This window comes from Nocardia farcinica (assembly GCF_001182745.1).
Taxonomy (GTDB): Bacteria; Actinomycetota; Actinomycetes; order Mycobacteriales; family Mycobacteriaceae; genus Nocardia; species Nocardia farcinica.
The window spans coordinates 2,444,265-2,458,357 of record NZ_LN868939.1 but is presented as its reverse complement, the minus strand read 5'-3'; the positions used below and the strand labels follow the sequence as shown (position 1 = coordinate 2,458,357).

16 protein-coding genes are annotated in these 14,093 nt (G+C 72.4%); 4 read left to right on the top strand and 12 right to left on the bottom strand.

All coding sequences use genetic code 11. The annotated features are described in order from the left end of the window. Positions 1–17 precede the first annotated feature (17 nt). Positions 18–875, bottom strand: coding sequence for a 30S ribosomal protein S2 (gene rpsB / locus AMO33_RS28085; protein WP_011210665.1), 858 nt, complete (start codon positions 873–875; stop codon positions 18–20). Between the two features lie 352 nt (positions 876–1,227). Between rpsB and AMO33_RS28080 the strand changes: the two genes are divergently transcribed. The 3 genes from AMO33_RS28080 to AMO33_RS28070 all read left to right on the top strand — a co-directional run bounded on the left by AMO33_RS28080 (position 1,228) and on the right by AMO33_RS28070 (position 3,215). Next, on the top strand, positions 1,228–1,533 hold the full coding sequence (locus AMO33_RS28080) for a hypothetical protein (RefSeq protein ID WP_062954124.1): 306 nt from the start codon (positions 1,228–1,230) through the stop codon (positions 1,531–1,533). Positions 1,534–1,592: 59 nt separating this feature from the next. Continuing rightward, entirely contained in the window at positions 1,593–2,189 is a 597-nt protein-coding gene (locus AMO33_RS28075; RefSeq protein ID WP_060594845.1) for a murein hydrolase activator EnvC family protein, read from the top strand. A gap of 303 nt (positions 2,190–2,492) precedes the next feature. Continuing rightward, complete coding sequence (locus AMO33_RS28070; protein WP_060594844.1) at positions 2,493–3,215, top strand: GAF and ANTAR domain-containing protein; 723 nt, start codon at positions 2,493–2,495, stop codon at positions 3,213–3,215. Between the two features lie 49 nt (positions 3,216–3,264). Here the strand turns inward: AMO33_RS28070 and AMO33_RS28065 are convergent, their stop codons facing one another. From AMO33_RS28065 to dprA, 6 genes are all read right to left on the bottom strand, one after another. Continuing rightward, positions 3,265–5,160 (bottom strand): alkyl/aryl-sulfatase, encoded by a 1,896-nt coding sequence (locus tag AMO33_RS28065; RefSeq protein ID WP_060594843.1) that lies wholly within the window; start codon positions 5,158–5,160, stop codon positions 3,265–3,267. 40 nt (positions 5,161–5,200) lie between these two features. Next, complete coding sequence (locus tag AMO33_RS28060; protein ID WP_060594842.1) at positions 5,201–5,521, bottom strand: DUF202 domain-containing protein; 321 nt, start codon at positions 5,519–5,521, stop codon at positions 5,201–5,203. Next, the gene (locus tag AMO33_RS28055) at positions 5,518–5,889 is read right to left on the bottom strand and encodes a YidH family protein (protein WP_011210671.1); all 372 of its coding nucleotides are present in this window, start codon (positions 5,887–5,889) and stop codon (positions 5,518–5,520) included. The genes AMO33_RS28060 and AMO33_RS28055 overlap by 4 nt, the downstream gene beginning before the upstream one ends. A 338-nt stretch (positions 5,890–6,227) precedes the next feature. Further along, positions 6,228–6,983 (bottom strand): acetoacetate decarboxylase family protein, encoded by a 756-nt coding sequence (locus AMO33_RS28050; protein ID WP_181857427.1) that lies wholly within the window; start codon positions 6,981–6,983, stop codon positions 6,228–6,230. A 44-nt stretch (positions 6,984–7,027) separates the two neighbouring features. Next, on the bottom strand, positions 7,028–7,951 hold the full coding sequence (locus AMO33_RS28045) for a tyrosine recombinase XerC (RefSeq protein WP_011210673.1): 924 nt from the start codon (positions 7,949–7,951) through the stop codon (positions 7,028–7,030). A gap of 86 nt (positions 7,952–8,037) precedes the next feature. Beyond that, positions 8,038–9,216 carry a DNA-processing protein DprA gene (dprA, locus tag AMO33_RS32370; protein WP_011210674.1) on the bottom strand — a complete coding sequence of 393 codons (1,179 nt, stop codon included), beginning with the start codon at positions 9,214–9,216 and terminating at the stop codon, positions 8,038–8,040. Here dprA and AMO33_RS32365 point away from each other — a divergent pair. Next, positions 9,190–10,029: a hypothetical protein gene (locus tag AMO33_RS32365; protein WP_159005423.1), complete on the top strand. Its 840-nt coding sequence runs from the start codon at positions 9,190–9,192 to the stop codon at positions 10,027–10,029. The two genes, dprA and AMO33_RS32365, sit on opposite strands and share 27 nt — an antisense overlap. A 110-nt stretch (positions 10,030–10,139) precedes the next feature. Here AMO33_RS32365 and AMO33_RS28035 read toward each other — a convergent pair whose 3' ends face one another. The 5 genes from AMO33_RS28035 to lepB all read right to left on the bottom strand — a co-directional run bounded on the left by AMO33_RS28035 (position 10,140) and on the right by lepB (position 14,056). Then, positions 10,140–11,648: a YifB family Mg chelatase-like AAA ATPase gene (locus tag AMO33_RS28035; protein ID WP_060594841.1), complete on the bottom strand. Its 1,509-nt coding sequence runs from the start codon at positions 11,646–11,648 to the stop codon at positions 10,140–10,142. Further along, on the bottom strand, positions 11,648–12,004 hold the full coding sequence (locus AMO33_RS28030) for a YraN family protein (RefSeq protein WP_041561245.1): 357 nt from the start codon (positions 12,002–12,004) through the stop codon (positions 11,648–11,650). The genes AMO33_RS28035 and AMO33_RS28030 overlap by 1 nt, the downstream gene beginning before the upstream one ends. A 100-nt stretch (positions 12,005–12,104) precedes the next feature. Next, positions 12,105–12,410 (bottom strand): DUF2469 domain-containing protein, encoded by a 306-nt coding sequence (locus AMO33_RS28025; protein ID WP_011210678.1) that lies wholly within the window; start codon positions 12,408–12,410, stop codon positions 12,105–12,107. 46 nt (positions 12,411–12,456) lie between these two features. Next, the gene (locus tag AMO33_RS28020; RefSeq protein WP_011210679.1) at positions 12,457–13,212 is read right to left on the bottom strand and encodes a ribonuclease HII; all 756 of its coding nucleotides are present in this window, start codon (positions 13,210–13,212) and stop codon (positions 12,457–12,459) included. Positions 13,213–13,279: 67 nt separating this feature from the next. Next, positions 13,280–14,056: a signal peptidase I gene (lepB, locus tag AMO33_RS28015; RefSeq protein WP_011210680.1), complete on the bottom strand. Its 777-nt coding sequence runs from the start codon at positions 14,054–14,056 to the stop codon at positions 13,280–13,282. Positions 14,057–14,093 lie beyond the last annotated feature (37 nt).

Below are 14,093 nucleotides of genomic sequence, written 5' to 3'. Positions count from 1 at the left end.
GAACGGCTCCGAACGACTCAGAAGTCGGCCGGGGTCTGCGCGGCCGGGGCTTCCTCGGTCGCGGCAGCGGGCGCGGCCTCGGCCGAGCCCTCCGCGTTCGGGTTCGCCTGCGCCAGCAGCTCCTGCTCCCACTCGGCCAGCGGCTCGCCCGCGCCCGCCTCGGGCTTGGCGTCGCCGGAGGCCAGGCCCGCGCGGGCCTGCACGCCCTCGGCCACCGCGGAGGCGACGACCTTGGTCAGCAGCGCGGCCGAACGGATGGCGTCGTCGTTGCCCGGGATCGGGTAGTCGACCAGGTCGGGGTCGCAGTTGGTGTCCAGGATCGCGATGACCGGGATGTTCAGCTTGCGCGCCTCGCCGACGGCGATGTGCTCCTTGTTGGTGTCGACGACCCAGATGGCCGAGGGCACCTTCTGCATGTCGCGGATACCGCCGAGGGTGCGCTCCAGCTTGTTCATCTCACGCGTGAGCATGAGGATTTCCTTCTTGGTGCGACCCTCGAAGCCACCGGTCTGCTCCATCGCCTCGAGCTCCTTGAGGCGCTGCAGGCGCTTGTGCACGGTGGAGAAGTTGGTGAGCATGCCGCCCAGCCACCGCTGGTTCACGTAGGGCATGCCCACGCGGGTGGCCTCGGCCGCGATCGACTCCTGCGCCTGCTTCTTGGTACCGACGAAGAGCACGGTGCCACCGTGGGCGACCGTCTCCTTGACGAACTCGTACGCCTTGTCGATGTAGGTCAGCGTCTGCTGCAGGTCGATGATGTAGATGCCGTTGCGGTCGGTGAAGATGAACCGCTTCATCTTCGGGTTCCAGCGCCGGGTCTGGTGTCCGAAGTGTGCGCCGCTGTCGAGCAGCTGCTTCATGGTTACGACAGCCATGGCTCCCGTATCTCTCTTTCGTTGCCGGTTGACGCAGGTGGTCGGCGACCATCTGCCCTGGCGCCGCCGAATCGTCGGACCCGATCGGTGATCGGGACCAGCCGGCGATTCCCTGTCCGTGCGGGCCGCGCGAAGCGAGGACACGAGATGTGGGCTCGGATTCACGAACGGCGCCGCTTCGAACAAGCACGGGTGGCGCGCGAAGTCGGTCCATGCCGGGCACGAACCGCTCGACCAGTCTACGGTCTGTGCGGCCCACCAGCTAAATCGGGTCTGTCCCCAGGCCGTCCGTCATCCCCAATCGCCGGTTCGACGGTACCGGCGGACGGAACGCGGCGGCAGGCTCGACGGCATGTCTCGCTTCTCCGTCACCATGACCATGCTGGTGCCGCTGTTCTTCGCGTCCGCGCTGTTCACCAGCCTCTTCGCGCCGCCGGTGCCGACCGGGAGCGGCGCGCCGCCCGGCCGCGCGGAGCTCCCGTCCGGCACCGGTTCGCCGGTGGTGTGCGAGCAGCCCGGGATCACCGGGGCGGCCTGCCGACTCATCGAGCCGCCCGGGCGCGCGTGGCGGCGGATCGCACCGCTGCCGACCGGGTCGGCGATCGGAGTCGGGGTGGTTTCGGTGGTGCCGATGAGGACCTCCGGGGGACCGTCGTGACCGGAGGACTGGTTTCCGCCCCTCCCGGAGCGACGATCCGCGGGGGCGCGCGGCATGCGGTGCGGGCATCGGTCTTCGGTGGACTGCTGGTCCTGGCGCTGCTGTTGCCGAGCGGTGTGGCCACGGTGTCGACCGGATCGGCCCCGGCGAGCGCGGCCCCCGTGACGCGCGAAGCGCCTGCCGATGTGCCTTCGGTCGCCGCGGCGCGGGGTGCGTTCGGGTGGCCGTTGCGGCCTCGGCCACAGATCGAACGGCGTTTCGACAAGCCCGAGCGGGACTGGCTGCCGGGGCACCGCGGGGTCGATCTCGCCGGGATGCCCGGTCAGCCGGTGCTGGCCGCCGGAGACGGCATCGTGGTGTTCGCCGGAACGGTGGCGGGCAAGCGCGTGGTCTCGGTCGATCATCCCGGCGGGCTGCGCACCACCTACGAGCCGGTGCAGCCCGCGGTCACGGTCGGGCACCGGGTCACGCGCGGCACGGTGCTCGGGACGCTCGAGGCCGGCCACCCCGGGTGCCACGCACCGGCGTGCCTGCACTGGGGACTGCGGCGGGAGGCGGGCCGCCGCGGACGGCCCGAGTACCTCGACCCGCTGGGGTTGCTCCGTCTCGCACCGCTCCGGCTCCTGCCCCTCGACGGCACGCGGGCACCACCGTGATCACCTCGCGCGCCGATGTCCCGGCCTGCCACCATGCCGGTCCGCGGGTGCGCAGTTGTTCGGGCTCGAGCGCCGAGTGGACAGGCGATGCCGGGGCACGGCAATGCCCTCCGATCGCCCCGTCGACTCGTCCGGTCCGCGATGCGACGATGAGGAATCGGCTCCGCATCCGCCCCGCGGGTCCCGCCCGCAGTCCTGTCGCCGGGCGATCGGCGGCGACCGACGCGGCGGCACCGGGTCGGCCCGGAACGAACAGGCACCACCGCACGAACAGGCACCACCGCGACAGGCCAGGAGACCACCATGGGCGCACCGCCACCGCTGCTGGACGTGCTGGTGCGGTCCGTCGACACACTCACCGGCGATTTCGATGTCGTGGAACTCGCGCAGCAACTCGTCGACGCCTGTGTGGCGCTCACCGGTGGCGGCGATGCCGGGCTGTTCGTGGCGAACCATCGGGGGGAGCTGCGCCTGCTCGCCGCCACGGACGAGCGGGCGCGCCCGTTGGTCGAGGCGATCGACGGCCCGGGTCGTCACACCTACCGCACCGGAACCCGGTGTGTGGCCGATGATCTCAGCGCGGCGGCGGTGGTCTGGCCGGATTTCGCCCGGCACGCGCGGCGACAGGGCTACCGCTCGGCCTACGCCGTGCCGCTGCGCCTGCGCACCGATCGACTCGGGGTGCTCACGATCCTGGGCCGCACCTCGAACGCCCTGCACCGCAGCCAATTACGGGTGGCGCAGACCCTCGGCGACGTGGCCGCGATCGGCATCGCCCAGCACGTGCTCCGTCCGCGCGTCGAACCCATCGGCGACCGGCTGCCGGTCGCACTCAACGACCGCGTCACCGTCGAACACGCGCAAGCCGTGCTCGCCCAGCGCGGTGATCTCACCGATCCCGAAGCCTTCGATCGCCTGCGCAGCCACGCGCTGCGCACCGGCCGCCGCCTCGCCGACCTGGCCGGCGGCATCGTCGCGGGCACCGTCGACGCGGGCATCGTCCTCACCGCCCCCGCCCGCCGCTGAACCCGAGGCGGCACGGGCCGCATCCTGAACCTGCCCTGGTTCTCGCCGCTCACGGGGTGACGATCGCGAAATCCGGGTCCGGGGTGTCGAGCACGGCCACCAGCGCGGCGAGCTTCGTCGGGTCGCCCTCGATGGCGATGTCGCCCGCCGCGACCGCCACGCCGAAATCCGCACCCCCCAGCAACACCCGGACGAGCGCCGAGCGGTCGAGGACGAAGGTCGCGTCGGGTTCGGGCAGCGGCCCCGGCGGGCGTGGACAGTGGGTGAGTACGCCGTTGCGTACCTCCACCCGGTGGACCTCGTCGGTGTCGGTGAGGTGCCATTCGGTGAGCATCCGCAGCTCCCACGCCTTCGGCCCGTCGACCCGCAGTGCGACGGCGTCGAAGATCTGCTCGACGGTCATCGTCTCGGGCGCACCGGCCGGGGCCCAGGCGCTCGGCGTGCCGAAGATCCCGTACCGCAGCTCGTAGGCGCCGCCGAGGTAGATGTTGCGCCAGGCGGCGTTCTCCGCGCCGTAGGCGAGTTGTTCGAAGGTACTGGCCTGCAGGTGCCGGGCTTCCTCGTTGTGCGGGTCGGTGAAGAGCACGTAGTCGACGACCTGGGCCACCCACCGATAGTCACCGGCCTCGTAGCTGGCGCGCGCCTTGCGCAGCACCTCCTCGGGGCCGCCCATGAACTCCACGTGCCTGCGCGCGGCCTCGACCGGCGGATGCTCCCACAGGTGCGCGGGGTTGCCGTCGAACCAGCCGAGGTGGCGCTGGTAGATCGCCTTGACGTGGTGGCTCACCGAGCCGTGGTAGCCACGCGCGTGCCAGGCGTGCTCGAGCGCGGGCGGCAGTTCCAGCCGTTCGGCGATCTCGGCGCCCACGTGGCCCAGATTCATCAGCCGCAGTGTCTGGTCGTGCAGGTATCCGTACAGGTCGCGGTGCAGCGCGAGGAGTTCGACCACCCGGTCGCGGCCCCAGGTGGGCCAGTGGTGGCTCGCGAACAGCACCTCGCTGCGGTCGCCGAACAGCGTGATGGTCTCGCTGAGGTACTTCGTCCACGCGCGCGGGTCGCCGGCGGGCGCGCCGCACGGCGCCTCCGGATCGTGCAGGGCGTGCGCGGCGCTCGCGCCCACGCCCAGTGCCCGGTGCCGCGGCAGGTACACGGTCATCTCGGCCGCCGACGGGGCCGCGGCGACCTGGAAGACGAACGGCACCCCGTCGATGGTCGCGCGGCGGCCGGTGGTCGCGATCTCGACCGTCGGCGGCAGCAGCGTGACGGTGCCGAGCGAGGTGGTCTGCCCGAGTCCGGCCCCGACACTGCCCAATGGCCCACGCGGCAGGACCGCTCCGTACCGGTAGGAGGCGCGCCGGGCGGCCGCGACGCCCGCACCCGTGCTCATGGCCGCCGCCTGTTCCAGGAAGCCCGCGGGCGCGAGAACCGGACAGCGCCCCGCCGCGACCTCGGCCGCGGTGGTCACGCCGAGCGCGCCACCGAAGTGATCGACGCCCGCGTGCGTGTAGATCAACCCGGTCACCGGCCGGTCGCCGCGATGTTCGCGATAGAGGGCCAACGCCGCCGCGGCCGTCTCGGCCGACATCAGCGCATCGATGACGACGATGCCGCGCTCGCCCTCCACGATGGTCATGTTGGCCAGATCGAGCCCCCTGACCTGATAGATCCCTTCGGTCACCTCGAACAGCCCCTGCCGCACCGACAGTCCACAGTGCCGCCACAGGCTCGGGTGCACCGAGGGCGGACACGGCTCGCGCAGGAACGCGTAGGAGTCGCTGTCCCACACGACGGTTCCGTCGGCGGTGGTGACGACACCGGGGCGCAACGCCGCGACGAAGCCGCGGTCGGCGTCGGCCGCGTCGGTGGTGTCGGCGAACGGCAGCGCGGCGGCCGCACGCCGGTTGGCCGCGACGATGGCCGGGCTCGGATCGGCCGCAGTGCTCATGTCCATCGTGACCTCCTGGCGAACATCAGGGCCCGCGGTGTCAGGGCCAGGGTTCGGTGCCGACGACGGCCACACCGACGGCGGCGAGAACGAGGATGGCGAGCGTCGCCGCCGCGACGGTGACGCGCGCGGGACGAACCCGCTCGGGCCCGGCGTGCCGCAGCAGCCGGGCCCGTCGATTCGCGACGATCGCGACCACGGCCAGCGGCACCACGCCCGCGGCCAGCGGCAGGAGTCCGGCACCGCCGTTGCCGATGGCGTGTTCGGCCAACAGCGCCACCACGACGGTGGCCGCCAGCGCGGTGCGCCGCCACGCCAGCGCGGTCCGTTCGGCGGCCAAGCCGGTGTCGGGCGGGTTCATCGCAGGATCACCGCCACCGCCGCGAGCATCGAGACCAGTCCGATGCCCGCCGCCAGGATCGGCACCAGCAGGCTGTCGGGCAGCGGCGCGCCCCGGCGCATGGCCGCGCCGATCCGCCGCCAGTTGACGTACGCGCCGACCGCGACGATCACCGCGAGCAGGATGCAGGCCAGGGCGAGTGCCCGGCGGAACCCGCCGATCGGGAACGGCTGGACGAGCGTGTGGACGGCGACGCCACCGGCGAGCAATCCCAGCGCCGTCCGCATCCACGCCAGGAAGGTGCGTTCGTTGGCGAGGGTGAAGCGGTAATCGATCTCCGCGGCGGGCTCGTCGGTACCGGTTTCGCCGCCGCGGTCCGGGAGGGTCACCTCGACTCCCCCGGGCGCTCGGTGTCCGAAGCGGTACCGCGCGGCGCCGCGACCGGCCCCGTGGCCACGCTCCGAGCGCAAGGTCGCACGGGACACCACTCCCCATCCGGTCGGTTCGGACCGCAAGCAAACGGCCCGCAACGCCAGGTTAGCGGCGGACCGGTTGGTCGTCTACGAGCCGCGCGGGGCAGGAGTGTCCCCGACTTCCTGGCCGCGGCCGTGCCCGGTGAGGCAGCCCCGGCGTCCCGGTCTCGACCGGCTCCCCGGCAGCCGGCGGGCGGACCCGGGTCGCCGGATTTCCCGGCACCACAAGATATTCGGGCACGGAACGCCCGCCGCTACACCACCACGGCGTCCTCGAAGACCATCGCCAGGCGCTCCACCGTCGAAGCCGATACCGCCCGGCGCGGTAGCCCGAGCGAGGCCAGCTCGGCCGCCCACGGATGGTCGCCGAGCACCAGCTCCGCACCGCCCGGGCGGGCCCGCATCCCTGTCGGCGCCATCTCCCAGCGCGTGCAGCGCGTGACGCCGTCGATGTGGGAGTAGGCGTCGAAGGAGGCGCCCGCACCCCGGCGCAGCGGCGTGGGCAGGCCGGGCCGCACGGTCAGCTCCGCGATCAGCGCACCGTTCTGGCGCAGCGCACCGCGCCGCACGCCGTGATGGGTGACGTCGAAGTCGGCGAGTTCCTTCGGGAAACCCCAGATGCCGCGACCCGCGGCCAGGGTGAATTCACCGTCCACCGGCAGCCGATGGATGAACACGCCCGCCGAGCCCCCGAGCAATCCGCGCAGGCCGGCGAGCGTGCCGCCGCCGGTCGCGGTGTGGTGTCGCACCATGAACGAGACCCCGAACTCGTGGTAGGGGCCCAGATCACCGTCCACGTACTCGACGAAGACCAGGGTGCACATCGCCCGCCCACCCGGCAGGCAGAGTACGCGCAGCCCGGAGTAGTCGATCAGGCGCTGGGCCGCGGCGACCGGGACGAGATAGGACGCCATGAAGGCGTGCGCGGTGCGGATCCGCACCGGCATCCGGATCTCCCGACCCAGCACCAGGTGGGTGCGCACCGCTCCGTCGCCTGTCTCCACCGCCATGCGCCCGCCTCCTGAAACTAGAACTTGTTTCAGAATAGCGTTCGTCAGGCCCGCGGGTGCGCCTGATCGTGCACCTTCTTCAATCGCTCGATGGACACGTGGGTGTAGAGCTGGGTGGTCGCCAGGCTGCTGTGACCGAGCAGTTCCTGCACCACGCGCAGGTCGGCTCCGCCTTCGAGCAGGTGGGTGGCCGCGCTGTGGCGTAGGCCGTGCGGGCCGAGGTCGGGTGCGCCGGGGATCGCGGAGACGACCTCGTGCACCACGGTCCGCGCCTGTCGCTGGTCCAGCCGTCGCCCCCGCCGCCCGATCAGCAGCGCCCGGCCCGACTCGACGGTGGCGAAGGCGGGTCTGCCGCGCCGCAGCCACTGTTCCACGGCCAGATCCGCGGGTCCGCCGAAGGGCACCGAGCGTTCCTTGTTGCCCTTGCCCAGCACCCGCACCAGCCTGCGCTCACGATCGACATCGTCGATGTCGAGGCCGCACAGCTCGCTCACCCGGATGCCGGTGGCGTAGAGCATCTCCACGATCAACCGGTCCCGCAAGGCCATCGGATCCTCTTGCCGGGCACCGGACTCGGCGGCGTCCATCGCGGCCACTGCCTGCTGCCGGGCCAGCACCGCGGGCAGGGTGCGGTGCGCCTTGGGCGCGGCCAGCCGCAGGCCGGGGTCAGCCGGCAACCTACCCGTCCCGGTCAGCCACGCGGTGAACGTCCGCACCGCCGACGCCCGGCGCGCCAGCGTGGTGCGCGCCGCGCCCGCGGCGGCCAGATCGGCCAACCAGGACCGCAGCAACGGCAGGTCCAGCTCCCCGATCGCCGCGTCCGGCGACCGCGTGTACAAGTGCGTCAGCAACGCCCGGGCATCCCCCACGTAGGCGCGGACCGTGTGGGCGGAGCGATTCTGCCCCAGCCGCAGATGTCGCCCGTACTCCGCCAGCAACGCCGTCAGGTCTTCCGGCAAACCCTCCATTCCCCCACCGTGACCCGCCCGCTCGCGGTTGACAAGTTCCCGCGCCGCCGTCGGCCGCCGACCCCGGGGCGGGTCCGAGTATCGAATCACCCATCCGCGGCGGTACCGCCGGACCGTCGAGGGCGGGCCAGACGTGACCATCCGGTGGCGTCGGCGCCGACCAGCCCCGCCATCTCCAGCGCGACCAGTGCCGCGCGAACGGCCGGTGTGGACAGGCCCGTGGTGCCACAGAGTTCGCCGGGCAGCCGGGAGCCGATGGCCGGCAGCGCCGCGTAGACGACCGCTTCGTCCCCGGTGAGCGACTCGGCCACGGTGGTCACGGTCCCACCCGGCAGCGACAACCGCAGCGGGCCCGCTTCGTCGATCACCTCCTCGGCGCGGGTGACGAGCAGCGCCTCGCCCTCGCGGATCATGCGGTGGCAGCCGACCGATGCGGCGGAGGTGACCGGGCCGGGCACGGCGAGGGCGGGGCGGCACAGGCGGCGCGCCCATTTCACGGTGTTGCGGGCGCCGCTGCGCAAACCGGCCTCGACGACGAGGACACCGTCGGCCAGCCCGGCGATCAACCGGTTGCGCGCGAGGAAGCGGTGTTTGTGCGGGACGGTGCCGGGCGGATACTCGCTCACGACCAGCCCCACCTCGGCGATCTCGGCGAGCAGCCGGTCGTGCTGGGCCGGATACGGCCGGTCCACACCACAGGCGAGGACGGCGATGGTGGGACCGCCGACGGCCAGGGCGGCCCGGTGGGCCATCGCGTCGATGCCGAAGGCCGCACCGGAGACGATGGTCCAGCCGCGGGCGGCCAGATCGCCCGCGAGCTCCGCCGTCACCCGGTTGCCGTAACCGCTGCTGCACCGGGAACCGACCACCGCCAACGCCTGCTCGCTGGACTCCAGCAGCGAACGCGGCCCCCGCACCCACAGCACCAGCGGCACCGCGCCGTCGGGGTCCGGTCCGCCCGCCAGCTGACTCAGCCCGAGCATCCGCCAAGCAGGCCACTCCGCGTCCTCGGGAGTCACCACCCGGCCACCGAGCCGTGCCATCGTCGCGAGATCGGCCTCGGCGCGGTCGACCTCGCGCCGTGCTCGGGTGGCACCCCGCAACGCCTCGGGCAACTCCCGCTCGCGCACAGCGCGCGCCGCCTCCACCACGCCCACCGACTCGATCAGCGCCGACAGCGCCGCACACGGTCCCTCCACCACCCGCGAGAGATACACCCACGCCAGTCGCCGCGCGTCGTGATCGGCCGAGGACGCGCACACCACGCGGGGGCGGCTCCCGGCTTCGCCACCGCCCCTGACCTCGATGCCCCCGCCGCCGCCATCCGCACCGCCGCCGTCCACGTCGCCGCCCCCGACCTCGTCGCCTCCCCGGTCCCCGTCACCTCCCCGGTCCCCGTCGACTCCGCTGTACGCGCCATCCCCTTCGACGCCGCCACCACCTCCGCCGTTCCTGCCACCTCCGTCATCCCTGACGCCGTCACCGCACTTCCCGCCGCCGTTCCCGCCGCCGACGGCGCTGTCACCGGATTCGTCACCCCTGTCCCCCACGCTGCTGCGGGCTGCATCCGAGACCGCCCCCGCGCCGCCGTCGCCATCGCCATCGGCGTCACCGCGGCCACCTTCGCCGCCGCCGCAGGCACTGTCACCGAATTCCTCGCTCCTGTCCCCCACGCTGCTGCGGGTTGCATGCGAGATCGCCCCGGCACCGTCGCCGCCGTCACCACCGCCGTTGCCGTAGCCATCACCGTCACCGCCGCCATCACCGCCGTCGCGGGCACTGTCACCGGACTCCTCGCCCCTGTCCCCCACCCCCACACTGCTGCGAACTACGTCCGAGACCGCCACCGCGCCCCTGCGGGCTTCGTAGTCCTCCGGTCGGTCGCCGACTCCTGGCTCGCAATGCGCGGCCGCAGCACGACCTGCCCCGCGGTGACCGGTTGCGCGGTGACCGGGCTCGGCGTCTCCCTGCGCCGCCGAGCCGCGACCACCACCCGGTACCGCACCGGAGGTGTCGATCCTGTCCGCAGGCGCCGAGGAGGCGGCGGTTTCGTGCTCTCGGCTCGCTCGGCGCGCTGATGGTTCTCCGGCCCTCTCGGACACTACCTCGGTCATTTGCTGTCCCCCCTGGGAATCGTCGAATACCTGTGCGCCGACCGGCGTGTCCGCCGCGGCCGGGGTCTGTCGTGTCACGGTGCGCCGCGCTGCCGGAAGTTCAAGGCCAGCATCACGTCCCGTGCGGTGGGGACGGGAGCGCCGCGCAGGTCGCACACCGTCCAGGCGACGCGGATGGCGCGATCGGCGCCGCGCGCGGACAGCCTGCCCATCCGCACGGCCGCCTCCAGCGGGGCGACCGCCTCGGCGGGAAGCGGAAAACGCTGTCGCAGAACGTGTCCCGGCACTTCGGCGTTGGTCCGCCAGCCGTCGGCGCGCCAGCGGTGCGCCGCCGCGGCGCGGGCGGCGGCGACCCGCTCCCGCACCGTGGCGCTGCTCTCGGCGACCTCGGAACCCAGCGCGGGCCCGGTGTGACCGTGCATGCGCACCCAGAGGTCGATGCGGTCCATCAGCGGACCGGACAGTTTGCCCAGGTAGCGGCGACGGGCAAGCGGCGGGCAGATGCAGTCCACGTCGCGGGCGGGCGCGCACGGGCACGGGTTGGCGGCGAGTACCAGCTGGAAGCGCGCGGGATAGCGGGCGACGCCGTCGCGGCGGGCGATGCGCACCTCGCCCTCCTCGAGCGGGGTACGCATCGCCTCGAGCACCTTGGTGCCGATCTCGGCGCATTCGTCGAGGAACAGCACCCCGCGGTGCGCCCGGCTGACCGCGCCCGGCCGTGCCGTGCCCGAGCCGCCGCCGATCATCGCGGTCACCGAGGTGGAGTGGTGCGGTGCCACGAACGGCGGTGTGGTGACGAGGGGATGCTCGCCCGACAACGCGCCCGCCATCGAGTGGATGGCCGTCACCTCCAGCGACTCCGCTTCGGTGAGTGGCGGCAGCAGACTCGGAAGCCGTTGCGCCAGCATCGTTTTGCCGATGCCGGGCGGGCCGGTGAGCAGCAGATGGTGGCCGCCGGCCGCGGCGACCTCGAGCGCCCACCGTGCCTCCTCCTGCCCGACCACCTCGCTCAGGTCGCCGTCGGGGGCGGCGGCGCCGGGCAGGACGCCGTCGGGTTCGGCCAGCCCACCCTCCCCGCGCAGCCATGCCACCAGGCCACGCAGGGTCTCCGCGCCGAGCACCTCGATGCCCTGCACCAGTCCCGCCTCGGCCAACGCGGCGCGTGGCACCACGACCGTGGGCCAGCCCGCGGCGCGCGCCGTCATCACCGCGGGCAGGATGCCGCGGACCCGCCGCACCCGTCCGTCCAGGGCCAGTTCGCCCAGCAACACCGCCTTGCCGAGCCGGGCGGAGGGGATCGCGTCGGCGGCGTCGAGCACCGCCGCTGCCAGCGCCAGGTCGTAGACGCTGCCCACCTTGGGCAATGTCGCCGGGGACAGCGCCAGGATGACCCGGCCGTCCGGCCACTTCTCCCCCGAGTTCGCGACCGCGGCCCGCACCCGGTCCCGGGATTCCGTCAGGGCGGTGTCGGGCAGGCCCACCAGATGCACCGAGGGCAGCCCCTGGCCGATGTCGGCCTCGATCTCCACCAACTGGCCGTCCACCCCGGCGACGGCGACCGAGTGGGCGCGGCCGAGCGCCATCAGAAGACCGCCTTCAGGTGGTCGATGACGGGGCGATGCCCGGGTGTCATCAGCACCGAGACCACGTCGAACCGGATCTGTTGCCAGGGCCCGTCCTGTTCGGCCAGCCACAGCAGAGCCAGGCGGCGGATCCGCTGGCGCTTGGTGAAGGTGACCGCTTCGGCGGGCGTGCCGAACCCGAGCCCGCGGCGGGTCTTGACCTCGACGAAGGCGGTGGTCTGTGCGTCACGCGCGATCAGGTCCAGCTCGCCGTAGCGGCACCGCCAGTTCCGCGCGACGATCTCCATGCCCGCGTCCCGCAGGAAGCGGGCGGCCAGTTCTTCCCCGTGTGCGCCGAGCGCCTGTTTGTCTCCCACACGGGCCAGGATGGTCGCCGACGCCGCCGATCCCGACGCGGCGACCTGGGCTTTCAGCCGCCCTGGGGATCACCGGACGGCTGTGGACAACGCGGCCGCGTCACTCGGGCAGGCGAAGGTCCGGCTTCTCCAGCTCCTCGATGTTGACGTCCTTGAAGGTGATGACCCGCACGTGCTTGACGAAGCGCGCGGGCCGGTACATGTCCCAGACCCAGGCGTCGCTCATGCGCACCTCGAAGTACACCTCGCCGTCGGCGTTCTGCGGGCGCAGCTCGACGGAATTGGCCAGGTAGAAGCGACGCTCGGTCTCCACCACGTACGAGAACTGACCGACGATGTCCTTGTACTCGCGATACAGCGAGAGCTCCATCTCGGTTTCGTACTTCTCGAGGTCCTCGGCACTCATCGGGTGGGACGTCCTCCTTCTCGGCGCAGTGCGTCGTATTCCGACATCATCCCGCATGCGCCGCGTCGGCAGCCACCCGGCTGTCCGCCACGCCGTCGGCGAGCACCGTCTCGGCGTATTCGACGGTGGGATCGAGCGGGCGCAGCCCCAGCCGCTCGCGCACATTCCGCCAGGACCGGCGGTGTTCGCTGCACGGGCCGAGCCGCTGCAACGCCGCGGTGTGTTCGGGGGTGTTGTAGCCCTTGTGGGCGGCGAAACCGTAGCCCGGGTGGCGGCTGTCCAGCTCGACCATGATCCGGTCCCTGGTGACCTTCGCGAGGATGCTCGCGGCGGCGATGCAGGCCGCCGCGGCGTCCCCGCCGATGACCGGCAGGGATGGCGCCGCGAGGCCGGGCACCCGGAACCCATCGGTGAGGACGTAGCCCGGCCGCTGTCGCAGGCCCGCGACCGCACGGCGCATGCCCTCGATATTGGCGACGTGGATGCCGATGGCGTCGATCTCCCAGGCCGGGATCACCACCACCTCCCAGGCCAGCGCGAGCCGCGTGATCACCGGGTACAGCTCCTCGCGGGCGGCCTCGGTGAGTTTCTTGGAGTCGTCGAGCCCGGCGAGCCGGTCGTAGGCCTTGGGCGCCAGCAGGCAGGCCGCCACCACCAGCGGGCCCGCACAGGGACCGCGGCCCGCCTCGTCCACGCCCGCGACGGGTCCGAGCCCGCCGCGGATCAGCGCCGCCTCCAGCGTGCGCAACCCACCCGCCTTGCGCATCACCATGCGCGGCGGCCACCCCGTGCGTGCCGTCATCGCTCCACTCCGGCTTGCCTGCCCCACTGCGTGCATCCCTACCGTGCGAATTATCCGCCCGTGCCCCTCAGTTGCCCTGCGGGTCCTCGGCGCGGATGGGGCCGAGCCGGGTCGGCGGCCAGATCTTGAACACGGCCTTGCCGCGCACGTTCTCGATCGGCACGGTGCCCTGGAGCTCGTCACCGACGTGCGCGCGGGAATCCGCGGACTGGTTGCGGTTGTCCCCCATCACCCACAGATGGCCCTCGGGCACCTTGATCGGCCCGAACACCCGCCCGGCCGGGTAGCTCGCGTTCTGCTGGCCGGTCAGCCAGCGGTAGTCGTTCTGGACATACGGTTCGTCGAGGGCCTTGCCGTCGACCATCACCCGGCCCTGGGCGTCGCAGCACTGCACGGTCTGCCCGCCGACCGCGATGACGCGCTTGACCAGGTCGTTCTCGTCGGGCGGGACGAGCCCGAAGAAGGAGAGGAAGTTCTGGACGCCGCGCACCACCGGGTTGTCCGAGCGGATCGACTGGTAGCGGGTGTTCCAGGAGGGCGGACCGACGAAGACGACGACATCACCGGGCTGCGGGTCCCCGGCGTAGTAGCTGATCTTCTGGACGTAGATGCGGTCGCCGATCTGCAGCGTCTCCTCCATCGACTGGGAGGGGATCACATACGGCCTGCCGATGAAGGTGACCACGAGCGCGGCGATGATGGCGGCGATGCCGATCAGGATCGGCAGTTCCTGCCAGAACGGCCGCTGCTGTTTGGTCTTCCGATTACCCCTGCGCCGCCCGCGGCGGCCCGCCCCCTCGTCGTCCGATTCGGACACCCGCACCGACCCACTTTCGTCTGCCACGCCGAACAGACTAGCCCGGCACCATGACTCACGTCCG